This window comes from Vibrio gallaecicus, assembly GCF_024347495.1.
In the GTDB taxonomy this organism is placed as follows: domain Bacteria; phylum Pseudomonadota; class Gammaproteobacteria; order Enterobacterales; family Vibrionaceae; genus Vibrio; species Vibrio gallaecicus.
On the sequence record NZ_AP025490.1, the window covers coordinates 866,520 to 882,436 of the forward strand.

The 15,917-nt window shown below is 40.7% G+C and carries 19 protein-coding genes; 5 read left to right on the plus strand and 14 right to left on the minus strand.

From position 1 onward, the window contains the following. Nucleotides 1–8 precede the first annotated feature (8 nt). From OCU78_RS03905 to OCU78_RS03950, 10 genes are all read right to left on the minus strand, one after another. On the minus strand, nucleotides 9–458 hold the full coding sequence (locus OCU78_RS03905; protein WP_137374833.1) for an acyl-CoA thioesterase: 450 nt from the start codon (nucleotides 456–458) through the stop codon (nucleotides 9–11). Between the two features lie 86 nt (nucleotides 459–544). Further along, complete coding sequence (locus OCU78_RS03910) at nucleotides 545–2,089, minus strand: HAL/PAL/TAL family ammonia-lyase (RefSeq protein ID WP_137374832.1); 1,545 nt, start codon at nucleotides 2,087–2,089, stop codon at nucleotides 545–547. Then, nucleotides 2,067–3,917: a glycosyltransferase family 2 protein gene (locus OCU78_RS03915; RefSeq protein ID WP_137374831.1), complete on the minus strand. Its 1,851-nt coding sequence runs from the start codon at nucleotides 3,915–3,917 to the stop codon at nucleotides 2,067–2,069. The genes OCU78_RS03910 and OCU78_RS03915 overlap by 23 nt, the downstream gene beginning before the upstream one ends. Further along, nucleotides 3,910–4,272 carry an ApeI family dehydratase gene (locus tag OCU78_RS03920; protein WP_137374830.1) on the minus strand — a complete coding sequence of 121 codons (363 nt, stop codon included), beginning with the start codon at nucleotides 4,270–4,272 and terminating at the stop codon, nucleotides 3,910–3,912. The genes OCU78_RS03915 and OCU78_RS03920 overlap by 8 nt, the downstream gene beginning before the upstream one ends. Nucleotides 4,273–4,337: 65 nt before the next feature. Next, the gene (locus OCU78_RS03925) at nucleotides 4,338–5,735 is read right to left on the minus strand and encodes an AMP-binding protein (protein ID WP_137374829.1); all 1,398 of its coding nucleotides are present in this window, start codon (nucleotides 5,733–5,735) and stop codon (nucleotides 4,338–4,340) included. 6 nt (nucleotides 5,736–5,741) lie between these two features. Continuing rightward, nucleotides 5,742–6,299: a COG4648 family protein gene (locus tag OCU78_RS03930; RefSeq protein WP_137374828.1), complete on the minus strand. Its 558-nt coding sequence runs from the start codon at nucleotides 6,297–6,299 to the stop codon at nucleotides 5,742–5,744. Further along, the gene (locus OCU78_RS03935; protein WP_137374827.1) at nucleotides 6,300–6,557 is read right to left on the minus strand and encodes an acyl carrier protein; all 258 of its coding nucleotides are present in this window, start codon (nucleotides 6,555–6,557) and stop codon (nucleotides 6,300–6,302) included. It lies immediately after the preceding gene. A 12-nt stretch (nucleotides 6,558–6,569) separates the two neighbouring features. After that, nucleotides 6,570–6,830, minus strand: a complete 261-nt coding sequence (locus OCU78_RS03940; RefSeq protein ID WP_137374826.1) for a phosphopantetheine-binding protein — start codon at nucleotides 6,828–6,830, stop codon at nucleotides 6,570–6,572. 65 nt (nucleotides 6,831–6,895) lie between these two features. Continuing rightward, nucleotides 6,896–7,714, minus strand: coding sequence for a lysophospholipid acyltransferase family protein (locus OCU78_RS03945; protein ID WP_137374825.1), 819 nt, complete (start codon nucleotides 7,712–7,714; stop codon nucleotides 6,896–6,898). Then, a complete protein-coding gene (locus OCU78_RS03950; RefSeq protein ID WP_137374824.1) occupies nucleotides 7,714–8,565 on the minus strand; it encodes a beta-ketoacyl synthase chain length factor in 852 nt (283 codons plus the stop codon). Before OCU78_RS03950 ends, OCU78_RS03945 begins: the two co-directional genes overlap by 1 nt. A 70-nt stretch (nucleotides 8,566–8,635) precedes the next feature. Here OCU78_RS03950 and OCU78_RS03955 point away from each other — a divergent pair, with 70 nt between their 5' ends. The 3 genes from OCU78_RS03955 (at nucleotide 8,636) to OCU78_RS03965 (ending at nucleotide 11,437) form a co-directional block, all read left to right on the plus strand. After that, complete coding sequence (locus tag OCU78_RS03955; RefSeq protein WP_137374823.1) at nucleotides 8,636–9,025, plus strand: hypothetical protein; 390 nt, start codon at nucleotides 8,636–8,638, stop codon at nucleotides 9,023–9,025. Nucleotides 9,026–9,060: 35 nt separating this feature from the next. Beyond that, nucleotides 9,061–10,125, plus strand: a complete 1,065-nt coding sequence (locus OCU78_RS03960; RefSeq protein WP_218941093.1) for a methyltransferase — start codon at nucleotides 9,061–9,063, stop codon at nucleotides 10,123–10,125. A 61-nt stretch (nucleotides 10,126–10,186) separates the two neighbouring features. Next, complete coding sequence (locus OCU78_RS03965) at nucleotides 10,187–11,437, plus strand: NAD(P)/FAD-dependent oxidoreductase (protein ID WP_137374821.1); 1,251 nt, start codon at nucleotides 10,187–10,189, stop codon at nucleotides 11,435–11,437. A 180-nt stretch (nucleotides 11,438–11,617) separates the two neighbouring features. Here OCU78_RS03965 and OCU78_RS03970 read toward each other — a convergent pair whose 3' ends face one another. Next, a complete protein-coding gene (locus OCU78_RS03970; protein ID WP_137374820.1) occupies nucleotides 11,618–12,124 on the minus strand; it encodes a Fe3+-citrate ABC transporter substrate-binding protein in 507 nt (168 codons plus the stop codon). Nucleotides 12,125–12,286: 162 nt separating this feature from the next. Next, on the minus strand, nucleotides 12,287–13,420 hold the full coding sequence (locus OCU78_RS03975) for a flagellar assembly protein FlgT (RefSeq protein ID WP_137374819.1): 1,134 nt from the start codon (nucleotides 13,418–13,420) through the stop codon (nucleotides 12,287–12,289). 193 nt (nucleotides 13,421–13,613) lie between these two features. Between OCU78_RS03975 and OCU78_RS03980 the strand changes: the two genes are divergently transcribed. Both OCU78_RS03980 and flgP read left to right on the plus strand, forming a co-directional pair. After that, a complete protein-coding gene (locus OCU78_RS03980) occupies nucleotides 13,614–14,249 on the plus strand; it encodes a FlgO family outer membrane protein (RefSeq protein WP_137374818.1) in 636 nt (211 codons plus the stop codon). Nucleotides 14,250–14,258: 9 nt separating this feature from the next. Beyond that, nucleotides 14,259–14,690 (plus strand): flagellar assembly lipoprotein FlgP, encoded by a 432-nt coding sequence (gene flgP, locus OCU78_RS03985; RefSeq protein ID WP_137374817.1) that lies wholly within the window; start codon nucleotides 14,259–14,261, stop codon nucleotides 14,688–14,690. Between the two features lie 322 nt (nucleotides 14,691–15,012). Here flgP and OCU78_RS03990 read toward each other — a convergent pair whose 3' ends face one another. Next, entirely contained in the window at nucleotides 15,013–15,438 is a 426-nt protein-coding gene (locus tag OCU78_RS03990) for a flagella synthesis protein FlgN (RefSeq protein ID WP_137374816.1), read from the minus strand. Nucleotides 15,439–15,467: 29 nt separating this feature from the next. Beyond that, nucleotides 15,468–15,785, minus strand: coding sequence for a flagellar biosynthesis anti-sigma factor FlgM (gene flgM / locus OCU78_RS03995; RefSeq protein WP_137374815.1), 318 nt, complete (start codon nucleotides 15,783–15,785; stop codon nucleotides 15,468–15,470). Nucleotides 15,786–15,917 lie beyond the last annotated feature (132 nt).

Here is a 15,917-nt window from a genome sequence, read left to right on the forward strand (position 1 = left end):
TCACCATTTTATTTGCTTTCCACATAACCATTTTGATGCCAACAAGTTACTTTATCGATGAAAATTGAAGGAGAAGCAAAACACATCTCTTCACTTTCGATATCAACCGCAACTTGCATAGTATGAGCGCGAGTCATGCGAGCTCCGGTTTCGGCATCGTGAATCTCATAATCAATACGTAGACGGTTTTCCCACTCTGTTAATCGACCTGAGACTTTTATCTTATGGTGAAAAGGGATCGCCTTTACATATTTAACTCGAGTATCAATGATTGGCCACATGTAGCCAGAGTCCTTCATCTCTAGATAGTTATACTGAAGTTGATCCATCATGATGCGTCTTACTTCTTCAAAAAATCGAAAGTAATTACCATGGTAGATAACGCCCATAGGATCAGCATCTTGAAAAGATGTCACTATGGTCACCTCTGCTTCAAGTGGATGAAGGATCTCAGACATATGCACTCTCAATTCCTAAGGCTCGTTAATGGAATGTTCGTTAATGAAATATTGGCTAATGTAATATTCATAAATAGCATGTTAGCTTAATACAGCGACCAATGTTGGCTTTGGATTCGTCCAATGAAATGGCGAAGATCTCCTTCAAGCGGCCTGTCTTCCACAACAAATGAAAACTCTTTTAGCACTTCATCTCGAATGTGCTTTAGATTTTCACTCATATGGTGCTCATCTAATTCATTATGACGCTTACGCAGTTCAAGCGCTTGAGTACCCGCTAATAAAGAGGCGGCAGCAACTTGCTCTGTTAACTCTAAAACACGTAAACAATCACGAGCTGCAATGGTGCCCATGCTGACTTTATCTTGGTTATGACACTCAGTAGAGCGAGAGAAAACACTAGCGGGCATGGTGTGTTTTAAAGCTTCAGCTGTCCATGCTGAAATGCCGATTTGTACCGCTTTAAAGCCATGGTTAATCGGTTTTCTTTCGCCTTCTGCACCAGTTAGGTTGAAAGGTAGCCCATTGTTGAATTTGTAATCCATCAACTGCGCCATTTGACGGTCAAGTAAATCGGCAAGGTTAGCAACCGCTGTTTTTAGGGTGTCCATTGCCATTGCAATGTGACCGCCATAGAAGTGACCACCGTGTAAAACACGCTCGTTATCGCCATCAATGATTGGGTTGTCATTCGCACTGTTTAATTCGTTTTCAATCATCTGACGTAACCACGGCAGAGAATCTTGTACTACGCCAATAACATGAGGAGCACAACGCAGTGAATAACGATCTTGTAAGCGGTCACTGTTTCTTGGTGGGCGCTCAGCTTGTAAATCATCACGCAACCAAGCCGCCACTTGTTGTTGCCCTGGATGTGGTTTTACCGCGAATAAAGCTTCATCAAAGTGGAAATCGTTACCTTGCATGCCAACGGAAACCATTGCCGTGATCTTAGTAGACAGCTGGGCAAGGTATTCAGCACGTTTATAAGCGATACAAGCTAGAGCTGTCATCACTGAAGTACCGTTCATTAGCGCTAAGCCTTCTTTTGGCTTGAGCTTAATCGGTGAAATCCCCAGTTCTAGGTAAACGTCATTTGTTGGGCGAACTTCCCCTTTGTAAATTACGTCGCGCTCGCCAATTAAAGCGGCAGCTAAATAAGAAAGAGGCGTTAAATCACCACTTGCACCAACGGAACCTTCTTGAGGGATACGTGGTGAAATGTCTTTATTAATCAAAGTGACAATCTGGTTAAGCAGGTCGTGAGTCACTCCTGATACACCTTGGGATAGTGAGCATAAGCGGGTTGCCAGTACTGCACGAGCTTGTTCATGGCTGAGTACTTCACCTAAACCACAGCCGTGAAAGCGAGTCAGGTGCAGTGGCAGTTCATCAACTAAGTTAGGTGGAATAGCAACAGTACAAGAGTCACCATAGCCCGTTGTTACGCCATAAATCACGCCTTCTTCTTTGAGTAGACGTTCAAGGAAAGCCACACCGCGGTCGATCTTTGAAGTGAATTCTTGGCTGTTGTTCATGCTCGCGGTAGCGCCTTGAGAGATTGCTACAACGTCTTCAATAGTCAGGCGCTCTGCACCGAAAGTGATGTTATTTGGTGTCTTTGTTGTCATGGTGCTGGCTGCTTAATGTCCAAAAGTTAAAAAAGTTATACCACTGCAATGGGGCTTTTAAAGTGTAGTGTTGAAGTCGGTTTGCATATTGCTGAACCACTTCTTGCAATGATTGTTCTCGAGTCTTTCTCGGCAATACGATCTTATCGCTAAAATGCTCAAAATAGACGTTGAAGTGAGGTTTTGTTTTGTTGTCATCACGTAACCCAAAGAGCAGAAAAACAGGCGCTTTGAGTACGGAAGCCAGCATGAAAGGACCTTGTGGGAAAGGGGCTTCTTTACCTAAGAAGTTTGCCCAAACAGAACGACTTTCTTTGCTGGTGGATGTTCTGTCACCGACGATCACAATCCATTCCCCTTGCTCTAGCTTTTGTTGCAAAAGAATTGCGGTATCGGGCCCCATAGAGCTGACTTGGATAAGATTAAGATCGGAGCTAGGGTTGACCGCTTTCATGACAGAGTTGAAGCGCTCAGCATGTTCTGTAAAAACAAGTGCATTGATCTTTATATGTGAATGTCTTCGACCCAGTGCTCGGCACAATTCAATATTGCCTAGGTGTGATCCTAAAATCAGAACTCCCTGCTTATTTTCAACCATAGATTCAAACTGATCTTGTCCATGGATAGATAAGTTATCGACAGAAAAATCACCTTTCCATGCAGCTAATTTATCAAGCATGGTATGGCCGAAGGACAGCAGATGGTTGTAGCTAGTCAGATCTTTTGGAAGCTCTATATTTTGTTGTTCAGCGTAAGCTTTTAACTGAAATAAATATTGATCGGAAGCTGTACGTGCACGAGTGCCAGTCAGGTGGTAATAACGCATGACTAAATGCAAAATCACGTTAAATACTTTACGCCCCAGTAGGGTGTAAATGGCAAGCAATAGCTTAATACCAAGTACAGTTCCACGTTCTTGTGTTCTCGACCAATGAGGCTCGTTGCCTTTCGAGTCTTCAGAAGATATTGCAGTGTTAGTATTGCTCATCTTATGTGTAGATGCATTAACGCTAGATGTCGATGGCTTCTTAAAATGGCGAGCAATAAGCTTTGGTGCTCGTGGGAGCATGCCAAAGAATAGGCGAGTGTGCATCCAGCTAATTTTGACGTTATCCCACAAGGCATCAAAATGAGAAACTCCGCCTTCAGGATAAATGACTTTGGTATCGATGAAGTCTATTTCGCAGTCTTCCCAATACAAGCGCACTAAGATCTCGATATCGAAATCCATTCTTGAACCGATATCGTACTTACTTAGAACGTGCTGGGTTTTTTCTATTGGGTAGGCTCGAAAGCCACACATACTGTCTTTGATTGATAGAGATAGGGTTTCTATCCATACCCATATGTGGGTCATGTAGCGACCATACAAGCGAGCTTTAGGAACAGTATCATCGTAAATCGGTTTACCTGAAATCAAGTTTTCAGGTCGAGCTTGAGATGATTGCAGTAGTTTAGGCAAAGCATCCAGATCATGCTGACCATCAGCATCGATTTGGATGGCATGAGTAAACCCTAATTCATGTGCTTTTTTTATCCCAGCTTTTACTGCTCCGCCTTTCCCTTGGTTCTCGTTTAAAGTAACAAGAGAAATGTGAGCGGGTCGGGAAGCTTCTTGCAGTATATTTTTGGTATGAATATCACTGCCATCATCAACAAGAACAACGGGTAGATTAAAGCCACCTAAGGACTCCAATACACTAGAAATGGTTGAGCCATGGTTATAGCAAGGAATCAGAAAGCAGGCTCGGTAAGACTTCAAGGCTCCCTCTAAGATAGCTTCGTCATTGGGTACGGTAGCTTCGCCATTGGGAGTAGAGTTATTCATTTTTCTCACCAAGCTTCATTTTTCCTGATGAATGAGTCTGTTCACCATCATTGGAAGTGTAGCGAAAAGCCAACTTCTGCTTACTGGTATCCCAAGACAAAGACAAAGTGATGGTTGAATCAGGAAGAATAGGCTCTTGAAATTTAATGACTTCCATACCTTTGAATTTAGGTGGAACGTCTAATTCTTGAATGGCATAAAAAAGCGCCCAGTCGATTTGGGTAACGCCAGGCAAAATAGGGAAGTGCTTGAAGTGACCTTCAAAGTCTTGAAGATCATGGGCAACATGCAGGGTTAATGTTGATTGTTGGTCTGCAGTGTTAGTGGCAATGATTGCCGGCTTTCTTTTATCCATAATTTTGCTGTTATGCCTTTGAAGCTGATGTTGATACTGAGCGAGTTCGGTAAAGCTGAGTCAGTTTACTGTTTTATGTGTTGTTCTATTTCTGATATTAAACGCTTTCCTTGGCTATTAAGTGGAATCTCATCGAGGATTCTATAACGCCTAGGAATGGCAATAGGTTCTAACCAATTTCTTAGCTCAGAGCGTAACAACAACCAGAACTTGCCTTTGCTCATTGTATCAAACTTTGATCGCCCTTCATTAGAAAGCACGATAACTGAAGCTAAAATTAAACGTTCCGGTTCTTCAAAAGGGATCACAACACATTCATCGATCCAAGGTAATTGCTCTAACCGTTTTTCGACTTCAACTAAAGAAACTCTCTTTTCTTCAATCTTGATGATTCGATCGGTTCGACCTTTCAAGATGAATTGGCTATCGCTCACCATTTCACACTCATCGGCGGTTTGGTACCAATTAAACTTATCGATGTAAGGCGAGATTAATTTAAGGCATTTCTCACTGTTTAAAGCTGCTTCGATACAATCAAATAGCTGCCATGGTGTGGAAGTGTCCCATTGTTGACGAAAGGCTATGCCGCCAGTTTCAGTGCTGCCATATACTTCAATAGGCAACGAGCCTAAAAGCTGATTAGATTGCTGAGCAGAATCAAAGCTTAATGGACCACCTGAAGAAAATACGCAACGAATATGTTTTGGAGAATACTCAGTTGTCATGCGCTTTAAAAGTGCAGGGCTACTAACTAAAGTGGTTTCTTTGGTTGCGTGAGTCATGATTTGTTCTGGGTAGTCCAAATTATGACGAGCAAACGCTCTTCCTGCACATAAGGGCCAAAGTACGCGAAACAATAAGCCATAAATATGCTGATGAGAAACCGTACTTTGGACTTGGGAGTTATCGAGAAGCTTTCCCCAAGTTGCCTCTAGTTCATTTATCTCGTTTTCAATGTGTACCAACGTTTTTTGGATCGCTTTTGGTGCTCCACTAGAGCCAGAAGTAAACAAAGTCAGCTTAACTAAATCGAGAGATAATTCTTGATTGAGAGGAAAAGATTCTATTGGATTGGCGAATTCTTTCGTTTCCAGCAATGCTGAAATATTGAATATGCTTATCTTCTCATTAGGTATCGTGGCAACGCTGTCATCTACCATAAGGCAGTCGAATTGCTCTGACAGTTCATCTAGAGCTGCTGGCTGAACATTTCCCGGTAACACAATGTGCTTTTGAGTGATGACACTCGCTAAAAACATGCACGTGAATAGGTAACTGTCTTGTGTGCAAAGGGCAATTTTTTGATAGTGATTTTGCTCAAGAAAGCCAATCAAAAATTGAGTGTCGTGAGTTAACTCTTGCCAAGTTTTAATGTGGTCATCATCAAAACAGACAGCAAAATTAGGAGATCTGGAAGTTCGAGTGAGTTCACTCAAAGAGCAGTAATGAGAAGTTGTTGGCATAGCGAGTTAACTCTTGCGAAGACGTTGTCGAATAAAAAACTCTATAGCGAATAAAGACCCAGCAAGTAGGTAACTGATTAAACCGTTATACAGAGTCCATACCTCGAGAGGTTGGAAGCAGGTGTAAAGCGCGATAGATCCATTGACTAAAAAGAACAAGCACCAGATTTTGGTTACGTTACGAGTGTAATCAATACCACTTTGAGGTAAGTCGGGCTCTTGCAGTCTTGCTAGACGCTCAATAATGGTCTGCGGCTGACAAAGACTAAGCGCAAATACGACTAACATACAGGCATTTACGATAACTGGGTAGAACGTCAGCCAGCCATGTTGCTTGAAAAAAATACCTAAAGAAAGTAGGGCAATTCCCGCACAACCACTTATCCAAGCTAAATGTTTTAGCTCTTTGATTTTTGCTTGGCTTCCTGTTGCTATTCGCAATACAAACATAACGACTAAAACCAATCCAACAGCTTGTAAGCCAAACTTATTTAGCCCGAAATACACCGCTATTGGATAGGTAAATAGGATAATTGCCGACAGCGCAGTCAGCACAGAACGCATTTATGCGTCCTTTAATAGATTAGCTACAGATTCAACCACATCGTTTACAGTACGAACGGCTTTGAACTCTTCTGGCTTAATTTTTTTGCCTGTCACTTTTTGTAAGTGCACAACAAGATCAACGGCATCAATGCTGTCTAAGTCTAAATCTTGGTACAGGTGCGCTTCACCTGTAATGTCATCGGCTTCTAATTCGAATAACTCAATGAGTGCGTCTTTTACTTGGGTAAAGACTTCTTGTTTGTTTATTTCTGTCATAACAAATTCTGTCTAGTTGTTTGCTTGAGATGAAATGTAGTTTGCTAAGTTTTCTACTGAAGCAAAGTGCTGGCGAGTATTCGTATCATCAGCATCGATCATGATGTTATATTTTTTCTTGATCGCTAGACCTAGCTCTAATGCATCAATGGAATCTAACCCTAGACCGTCACCAAACAATGGCGCTTGTGTTTCAATTTCATCAATGCTCATATCTTCAAGGTTTAGCGCATCAATAATCAACTGTTTGAGTTCGTTGTGTAATGTTTCCACTTTTGCCTACTTCTTTTATTTAATCGTTATAATATTTAATTCAATACTGAACTTCTAAAAATGTTTTATTGAGGGAATATTGTTTCTGATAAGTGTCGGTTAAGTTGCCTAGCCGAAGAAGTCAGATTATTTGCATCCTCAATAAAAGGAGTAATTTCTATTTTACCTTTCACTTCGACATGAAAAAAGGGTTTCGTGTCCGGTACGTGATACCATTTTTTTTCTTTCGTTAAGAAGCTTGGTGAAACGGTAATGTGTATTACCCGTAAATCGGTCTGAGTTCTTGTTGCAATTTGAGCTGCGCCACGTTGAAGTGATGGCTCTATACCGGGGGTTGTGCGTGTTCCTTCCGGGAAAACCAGCAGCACATTACCACGTTGAAAACGTTCTTCACATCGTTCCAGTAGATCTTCTGGTGAATGGTTTGGTATATAACCCGCTGCTCGAACGATTCTTTTCATGAATGGGTTAGCCCAAACCGCAGCTTTGACAAGGCAATCACATTGTGGAAGTTGAGAAGCTATCAGAACATAATCGATTAGACTTGGGTGGTTAGCAACGATCAAACAATTTCTGTCTTGTTGCAATAACTCTGTGCCGATGAACTCGTAATCAATCGCACCCGTGAACTTCATTATTCTGCAAAAACTATTAAAAGAAAAACGAATGAGTCGCTGAACTTTTAGTTCTCTTTCAGTAATACTTGAAGATAAAGCGGCAATTATTGGAACAACTAAAAAGCTTAGTAGAAGACCTCCAATTCCAAAGATACTAAAGCACAAGCCTGTAGCAAATACTCGCCAATATTGATTTGCACGCTTTAGCACCCGTGAAAGTAATGAGTCATGGTTAGTTTTTTTAGTGTTTGGAGAGTGGATACTCATTAACTTTTTGCCCAATGCCAAGCTTGATTTTGACCTGAAATACTCCAAGCGTCACTATCAGATAGAATTTTCTGCAGTACCAGAATGCCTTGAGGTTTACGAAACGTATCATCGGGTGAACTTTGGGTCTTAGATTCGAGTTCTGAGTGACTAATTGGGCGATTTACAGAGCGAGATAAGTGATACTGCTCGCCAGAAGATATTACTAGTCCGAATGCATAATCAGAAAAACCTTGATCTTCGAACTCGGAATAGATGGTTGGTAATGGTTGATCAAAGTCGATAACCAAAACCTTATGTTTTGGCTGTTCTTGTAAGTAAATAGCGGCTTCAATAAGTGCATTATGAAAAGTATCTTGCCCTGACGATATTGATGTTAGGGGGATAGGCGCTTTGGCGGCAATGGTCGTTAAGCCTGCAGCTGTATTATGAACCGACTGCGAAAAAGCCATTGGTGAGGCGTCTTCACCTTCTAAAATACTCTGAATGAGACCGACCGTTCGGTGAAGTTCTCCATGACGACTAGCAAAGATAAGATAATCAATGCCGGCAGTATCGGAATAATTATTATCGTCATGCATTGACGGTGGCGTTTGTAAAAGGGAGAGGGCAGTTTGAACGGCAAGTTTACTTTGAACGCTCATTCTCCGGCGCATCATCGCTGGGATGGCTTTAAATTCTGTCACGCTTTTGCTTTGGCTACTTTCGTCACTGTTCGAGCTATTTTCGCCATTGCATGAGCTATTTATATCGGTAGCCCAGCATTGCCACTCTTCTTTTGTGTTGAGCCCAGGCGCGTGTGCTGCCCATTTCTCAATATTAAACGAGATTATTTTAGATGGATTTGACATAGAGTATTGATTTGCGTTGTGTCTCACTAAATACTAAGGGCATTTTTCAAACATGAATAAGGAAATTTCCATGAAATCACTAAAAATAGTCATATCACTATTCTTTATCTTAATTCTTGCAGGATGTGGACGAGTTCAGCCAGTGATGAATGTCGAGGATACTCCAGTTGCTTTAAATCTTCAAAGTAAACAGGTGAAATCAGCGATTTACGACTCGGCAATTGATCGTGGCTGGCTAGTGTCTGAAATCAAACCAGGTCTTCTCCGTGCTGAGTTGTACGTGCGTTCTCATCATGCGGTGATTGAGATTCCATACAGTGATAAATTTTATTCAATATTGTATGTCGAGTCAGAAAACCTTAAGTATGCAGATGGAAACATTCATCGAAACTATAACCGCTGGATCAATAATCTCAATGTAGATATCAAGCGTAAGTTGGCGGTTATGGCTGCACAGTAAGTTATTTTTACATTCAATAAATTAGGTTTTTAGTTTTGCAATATAATATTGACCCGTTTAATGCTTTAGAGGCAAAGACAGAAGCTCAAAAGCTTTCCTTTGCTCCAATCGTTTTCCATACAGCAAGAACATTACGTGATCTCGACATTTTAAAAGCATTAGATGATGCTGGAAGTGCAGGTTTATCCTCGGTAGAAATATCTGAAACAACAGGTGTTTCAGAGTACGGAGTAAAAGTGCTTCTTGATATGGCGTTAAGCGCCAATATTGTTTTATGGGATAAACCTAACTATCGCTTGGCGAATTTGGGGTTTTTCCTACAGCATGATGGTATGACTAAGGCCAATTTAGATTTTACAGCGGATGTTTGTTATGCCGCGATGATGCACTTAACGGAAGCGATTAAAGAAGGCACTCCTGCTGGCTTGAAAGAGCTTGGAAATTGGGAAACTATTTACCAAGGGTTATCTCAATTACCTGAGCAAGCAAAGCAAAGCTGGTTTAACTTCGATCACTTCTATTCAGACCGTTCGTTTCCAGTTCTTTTGGAAACCGTATTTCAAAAGAAACCTAAAACATTAGTCGATATTGGTGGCAATACCGGTAAATGGGCAATGCAATGCTGTGGTTATGATGACGATGTTCAAGTCACTATTGTAGATTTACCGCAGCAACTTGAGATGGCGATGAAGAATGCTCAAGATCATGGTTTTGAACATCGTGTAACGCCTTACCCAGCGAACATGCTGGATAAGAACCAACCATTGCCTAAAGGCGCTGATGTATGGTGGATGAGCCAATTCCTTGATTGCTTTTCACCAATGGAAATTCTAAGTATTTTGAAGCGTGTTCGCTCTCATATGTCTGAAGATGCGACGGTTTATATTCTAGAACTATTTTGGGATTCTCAAAAGTATGACGCGGCGTCGTATAGCTTGAATGCAACCTCTTTGTATTTTACGTGCTTAGCGAACGGTAATAGTCGCTTTTACCGAAGTGAAGATTTCTTAGAAATTGTCGAAGAAGCTGGGTTCGAGGTAGTAACGCGAACCGATGACATTGGGCTCGGTCATACGTTACTTGAACTTAAAGCTGGATAGTTAAAAGACCTAATCGTTTCTTTGTTGAATCGTAAAAATAAGAGCAGTGTGGCTTAAATAAATGAAAAAACTATCAACTCAAGTTGTTGTTATTGGCGCTGGTCCTTCGGGCTCAATGGCTGCTTCCTTACTTCACAGTAAAGGAATTGATGTACAAGTCATTGAGAAAAGCGAATTTCCCCGATTTTCTATTGGTGAAAGCTTGCTCCCTGCTTGTATGGAAGTCATCGACCAAGCCGGTATGCTTGATGCTGTAAAACAGAGTCATTTTCAGTATAAAAATGGTGCGGCTTTTCGCAAGAAAGGTGTGTATACAGCATTCGATTTTGAGGATAAATTTTCTACCGGTCCTGGCACCACTTATCAGGTTCAGAGAGGTAGTTTTGATAAAGTTCTCGCGGATTGTGCTGAGCAGCAAGGCGTCAAAATTTCTTATAAACATGAATTAACCGCGATTCAGTTTACAGAACATTCATCGATTTTGGATGTGCAAGTAGAGGGTGGGGATAAGTATCAGATTGAGGCTGATTTTGTGCTTGATGGCAGTGGGTTTGGACGTGTTCTACCTAAGATGCTCAACCTTGAAGAACCGTCTTGCTTACCATCGAGAAAAGCTATTTTTACTCACATCGAAGATAACATATCAACTTTAGAACATGGCTGTGAATATGATCGAAATAAAATTTTGATTTCAGTTCACCCGACGAATCCCGATGTTTGGTATTGGTTGATCCCTTTTAGCAACGGTACGTCTTCTTTTGGTGTGGTTGGAGAGCCTGATTTTTTTGAAAATTACCCCGAAGATAAAATTGAGTTACTTAAGCAGCTATCTAATGAAGAGCCAGGGTTAGCTGAAATTTTGAGCCATGCACTCTACTCAAAGCCTGCGGGAGAAATAGGTGGGTATTCAGCAAACGTGAAGCACTTGGCAACCGATCGCTATGCTTTATTAGGTAATGCTGGCGAATTTTTAGACCCAGTATTTTCCTCCGGTGTCACTATTGCTATGAAATCTGCACAATTCGCGGTGGAATGTCTTGAAAAAAAATTGACTAATAACCCTGTCAATTGGCTGGAAGAGTATGAAAAGCCACTCATGGTGGGGGTCGATACATTTAGAACATATGTAGAGTCTTGGTATTCCGGTGAGCTTCAAGATGTGATTTTTCATCAGTCCCCAAATCCAAAAATAAAACAGATGGTGTGTTCAATTTTAGCTGGATACGCATGGGATACGACTAACCCATATGTGAAAGAGCCACAGAGAAGGCTTTCTACATTGGCTGAGATTTGCCGGATAAATGTGGATTAGTTGTGCTCTAAATAGTGTTAAACGCTATGTAAATAAAACGCTATGTAAATAAAAAGCTCTGCAAACAACTAGTCGTTTACAGAGCTTTTTAATTGGAAGTCATGAAGCCAAGACTTGAAATGCTTAAGCCAAAAGTAGAATGACTTAAGCAAAAATAGAATTACATAAATGAAAACAGCATTACTTCAGGTCAATGCTGTTCAATCTCCCCATAAAGATAAGTATGTCTATTACATCTTTATGCGCATCTAAAAGCACTCGCTTGGTTTGTGTGTATGCTGACAGCCGACCATGTCTTTTGATTGAACATACTTTCGTCTTGTATTTATATTCCCCTGTTTCTGAGAATACTCGCCATTTAGCTATATAACATTCATCTCTATGTTCAGGATCTGCAAGAGTTGGGTTAGGTTTGAAAACAATCTTTGGCTCTAAACTGTGTGGCAAGCGTGTCATTAAATACGGGTCTTTAAGGATTTTCCCCCAAAACTTCCCCCACAGCTGTTTGCCTAATTCATTGCGTAACTTCAGCGTTTTTTTGAGAGCCTTTTCTTCACCCATACGAACAAAACCAACTGAGCGGTGTATGACCGTATCGTCAGGTGTATGTATATGGATTTTGAAAGCAGTTTTACCTTTGGAGATAAAACGGTGGCCAGTTGCACCAATTAAATTGTTCTGACTCATAAGTTTGATAAATGATAGTTATGTTAATAGTAAGATTACGACAATTATCAAAAAACTAAAACACACAGTACGAAAAAATGACAAAGAAGTGTGTTTGTTGATAGAAGTAGTAAAGCCTTAGCCAAATGCCAAGGCTCTATTACTTAGAGTAGACTATTTTGGCTATAAAATTTTATTCATTACATCGCCAATTTGAATACTGTTGGCAAGGTTGGGTTGATCGACTGTTAGCTCTGCTTCATTTTCATAAACGCGAGAAACTGTTAGTGTCATTTCACTTTGAGAGACTTTATTACGAGGTAAACCGTTCTGATCAATAAACGAGCCGGTATGCCATAACTGAAGTTTATCGCCTTCTTGCACGCCATGCAAACGTCCAAGATCCATCGTGACCGTATTTCCAAAAACAGCCGCTACTTCAGGTAACGTAATTTTGCATGACACTTCTGACTCCAAGTCGAGCATGATATTTCTACTTACACGGAGCATCATACTACCGTACGTAGAAGCCCAGAAGCGTGCACTGCGCGTATCCACTTCACTGGTTTTAGGGAATGGCCATTTAGCTACTTCTCGGTAACTGCGGTTGTAAACTTCGTGCCCTGTTTTACCGTCAAAGACTTGCATCTCTAGAGCGAATTGTCGGTTGATGATGTCATCTCTGAGCAGTTTCGATTCTATTGTGGCTGATAAATCAGTAATGACACCGCCGATAACGTATTGAGCTCCCGTATCTTGAGCAATCATCTTTAGCATTTCAGGTCGACGTTTATCGATTTCATAATCAGTAGTTCCAACGGAAACAAAGCTACGAGATTCTTGTGATAGCTGTCTGTTCACTACATGACTGAAATCGTCACCAATTTTGTAGATCTTTCCCATAACAGCTTGCTGAGGGGAGGCAACATCGATGTTGCCGACCAAAAATGTCTTTTTATATTGGCTTTCATGGCAAGCATTTGCCGAAGGGTAGATGTCGATTCGAGCTGTGATCATCATATTATTTCCACGGGTTCGCTCTTTTTCTATCAAGATATAGCGCACTTCATGGTTGGTGAATTGGTACTCTTTTTTTGAAGCTTCCAAGTAAGGTCTTAGGTTACTGATGCTTCCTATATCGGCGCCAGAGAATTGAACAGCCTTATAAACAGCATCTTCTAGAGCATGTATTCTCGCGGTATCTTCTGATGAAACTATGGTGGCAACACCGGTAACCTCATACCAAGAAGCATGAGCATTGAAAGATGCCGTTATCAATAAACTTATTGAAAATAAAATAGAAATTATTTTTTTCATTTGATTGTTACCAGTTGGGTATAAATATTGCTTATAAATAATCCATAAGCATAAAGCTAATTTAGGCGCTGTTTTTCAAATCTAAACAATTAACGAAAAGCAAGGACCGTTCCAACATTGTAATCCATCAACGAAAGTAATGTAGAGAACAAGTTGGCGTAGTAAGCACTAAATATATCTGGAGATTAAGACAATGAAAAAATGGCTTGTAGCAATGAGTGTGATGCTACTAACATCATGCGCCTATTCACCCATCTATAACGGCAAATCAGAGTATTCTGGTAGCCAGTTTATGCTGATGGACAGCCCGCGCCATACTATGGACTTTTTTGTTGAGAGTATGACTGAAGATCTGATGATCTCTAATACCAGCGTGTCAGCAAGAACACCAATTGCGGTGACATCATTTGTTGATCTACAGAATATGGATGCGACAAACTGGCTTGGTAATTCAGTATCGGAAGGTTTCATTCATCAATTCCAACGTCGTGGCTTTAAGGTTATCGATTTTAAAACAACGGGCTCAATTCAAGTGACCCAGCAAGGTGACTTTGCAATCAGTCGTGATTGGAAAGATCTTGCTCAAGAGCAAGATGTTCAATATGTATTAACAGGAACGATGCTTCGCCAAGAAGGCGGTGTGTTAGTTAATGCTCGCGTAGTTGGTATGCAAACTCGTGTTGTTGTCGCTTCTGCTCAAGGCTTCTTACCCGCAGACCGTATAGGCCGCGATTTGGATACATTGAATAGCATTCGAACTCAAGATGGCGTTATTATTCGTTCTGATCCAACGATGACTCAACCTTATACAGTAATTCTTCGTCCTTAGGAGCTCACAATGAAGACGGTTATATTTGCTTTAGCTGCATTATTATTAGTAGGCTGCCAGCCATTACAAAGCATGAGATCAGACGATTTCTTGGTTGCAGTGGGCTATGCAAGTATTAGTGAGCAAGCTGGACGTAATGATGAAGAGAAACGAATTAGAGCTATGCGTGCATCTAAGATAGATGCTTACCGAGAGTTGGCTGAACAAGTCTATGGTATGCGTGTCAGTGGACGAGCTCAATTAGAAGATCAGCGTCTTGGCACTGAGCGAACTTCAGGTGCAGTTGATGGCGTGATTCGTGGTGCAGAAGTGGTCCGTAGTTACCCTGTTGGTGATAGCTATGTGACTGAGTTACAGCTCGATATCCGTAAGATGGAAAAGCTACGTGATTACGGTGAAGTTCAACCTGTACCAGAGAAAAGACAACAAACTCTATTCTAATTGTTAAAAGCCAATAAGGTTTGATTTCCAGGTATTGAACCTCTTAGGTAGTATCCAATATGGGTAACTAATAATCTAGACGTAGAATAAACATTAAGCGGCAAGTATTTCACATACTTGCCGCTTTTTTATGTGTGATACATTGAAGGTTGTAAAGATAGGGCTACATTGTTTTAAGAAGATAAGAAGATAAGAAGATAAGAAGATAAGAAGATAAGAAGATAAGAAGATAAGAAGATAAGAAGATAAGAAGATAAGAAGATAAGAAGATAAGAAGATAAGAAGATAAGAAGAGGCGATTAATATTAATTATAAACGATCACTAGGCTTTGAGGTTTGTACCTAGTGTGGAAATGGTGCGGGTTTGACCTCCGGCATTGTAAGTCATCCCAATTTTACCCTGACTTTGCTGCATCAAGTTGCTCAGTTTATTAAAGCTGAGTTGAGCTCGATTCAGAGCTTCACCATTGATTAAATTTGCTTGTTGGCAGTCATGTACTATTGATTGTATCTTCGATACAAGATCGGCGAGCTCAGGCTTTTCTCGCAATTCGTTCACATTACTATGAGAGGCTATTCTTTGGTCTGTTTGATTGAGCTGATTAATTAAAACCACTTTCTCTTTAGCTAAGCGTTCGATATCACCAGATTTTCGACCTGTGATCGCAACTTTCTCTAATTCTAAAAGTTCAGAAAGAGACTGTGCGCTTTGTAGTTGAAAATTGATTAAATCTACTAATGCCGCCATAAATAAAACCTGCTTAAGCTAGTTAAAGCTTAAAGACCTTTTAGTTCACTCTCAATTTTGATCATGTTGTCAGCCAGTTTTTCTGGGTCGACAGTATAAGACCCGTTTGCGATCGCTTCTTTTATTGCCGCCACTTTTGCAGTGTCGAAACTAGGTTGAGAAGCCATATCTTGATGTAATTGACCAAGAGCTTTACTTTGTTGACTCAGTGAAACAGCATCTTTCGCTGATGATTTTGAGCTAACTTCAGAGCTAGACGCCTGAGTATTAGAATCAGAACGTGCGGTAGAAGAACGATTAGTCGTTGTAAAAGTTTGCCCCGAACGTATGTTATCAATGCCTGCCATATCTATGCCTTTCTACAATTATGTGAACCTGTACAGTCAATATCGACCTTAGGTGTGATTACTTTAGCAATTTTTTTGTTTCGTAATCAAAAAATGAACGTAATAGATATCCTTACTTACTCATGCAAATCA

Bases quoted from the DNA above. Each gene is read 5' to 3' on its own strand.
- OCU78_RS03905 (WP_137374833.1), bottom strand. From the start codon at position 458: ATGTCTGAGATCCTTCATCCACTTGAAGCAGAGGTGACCATAGTGACA.
- OCU78_RS03910 (WP_137374832.1), bottom strand. From the start codon at position 2,089: ATGACAACAAAGACACCAAATAACATCACTTTCGGTGCAGAGCGCCTG.
- OCU78_RS03915 (WP_137374831.1), bottom strand. From the start codon at position 3,917: ATGAATAACTCTACTCCCAATGGCGAAGCTACCGTACCCAATGACGAA.
- OCU78_RS03920 (WP_137374830.1), bottom strand. From the start codon at position 4,272: ATGGATAAAAGAAAGCCGGCAATCATTGCCACTAACACTGCAGACCAA.
- OCU78_RS03925 (WP_137374829.1), bottom strand. From the start codon at position 5,735: ATGCCAACAACTTCTCATTACTGCTCTTTGAGTGAACTCACTCGAACT.
- OCU78_RS03930 (WP_137374828.1), bottom strand. From the start codon at position 6,299: ATGCGTTCTGTGCTGACTGCGCTGTCGGCAATTATCCTATTTACCTAT.
- OCU78_RS03935 (WP_137374827.1), bottom strand. From the start codon at position 6,557: ATGACAGAAATAAACAAACAAGAAGTCTTTACCCAAGTAAAAGACGCA.
- OCU78_RS03945 (WP_137374825.1), bottom strand. From the start codon at position 7,714: ATGAGTATCCACTCTCCAAACACTAAAAAAACTAACCATGACTCATTA.
- OCU78_RS03950 (WP_137374824.1), bottom strand. From the start codon at position 8,565: ATGTCAAATCCATCTAAAATAATCTCGTTTAATATTGAGAAATGGGCA.
- OCU78_RS03955 (WP_137374823.1), top strand. From the start codon at position 8,636: ATGAAATCACTAAAAATAGTCATATCACTATTCTTTATCTTAATTCTT.
- OCU78_RS03965 (WP_137374821.1), top strand. From the start codon at position 10,187: ATGAAAAAACTATCAACTCAAGTTGTTGTTATTGGCGCTGGTCCTTCG.
- OCU78_RS03970 (WP_137374820.1), bottom strand. From the start codon at position 12,124: ATGAGTCAGAACAATTTAATTGGTGCAACTGGCCACCGTTTTATCTCC.
- OCU78_RS03975 (WP_137374819.1), bottom strand. From the start codon at position 13,420: ATGAAAAAAATAATTTCTATTTTATTTTCAATAAGTTTATTGATAACG.
- OCU78_RS03980 (WP_137374818.1), top strand. From the start codon at position 13,614: ATGAAAAAATGGCTTGTAGCAATGAGTGTGATGCTACTAACATCATGC.
- flgP (WP_137374817.1), top strand. From the start codon at position 14,259: ATGAAGACGGTTATATTTGCTTTAGCTGCATTATTATTAGTAGGCTGC.
- OCU78_RS03990 (WP_137374816.1), bottom strand. From the start codon at position 15,438: ATGGCGGCATTAGTAGATTTAATCAATTTTCAACTACAAAGCGCACAG.
- flgM (WP_137374815.1), bottom strand. From the start codon at position 15,785: ATGGCAGGCATTGATAACATACGTTCGGGGCAAACTTTTACAACGACT.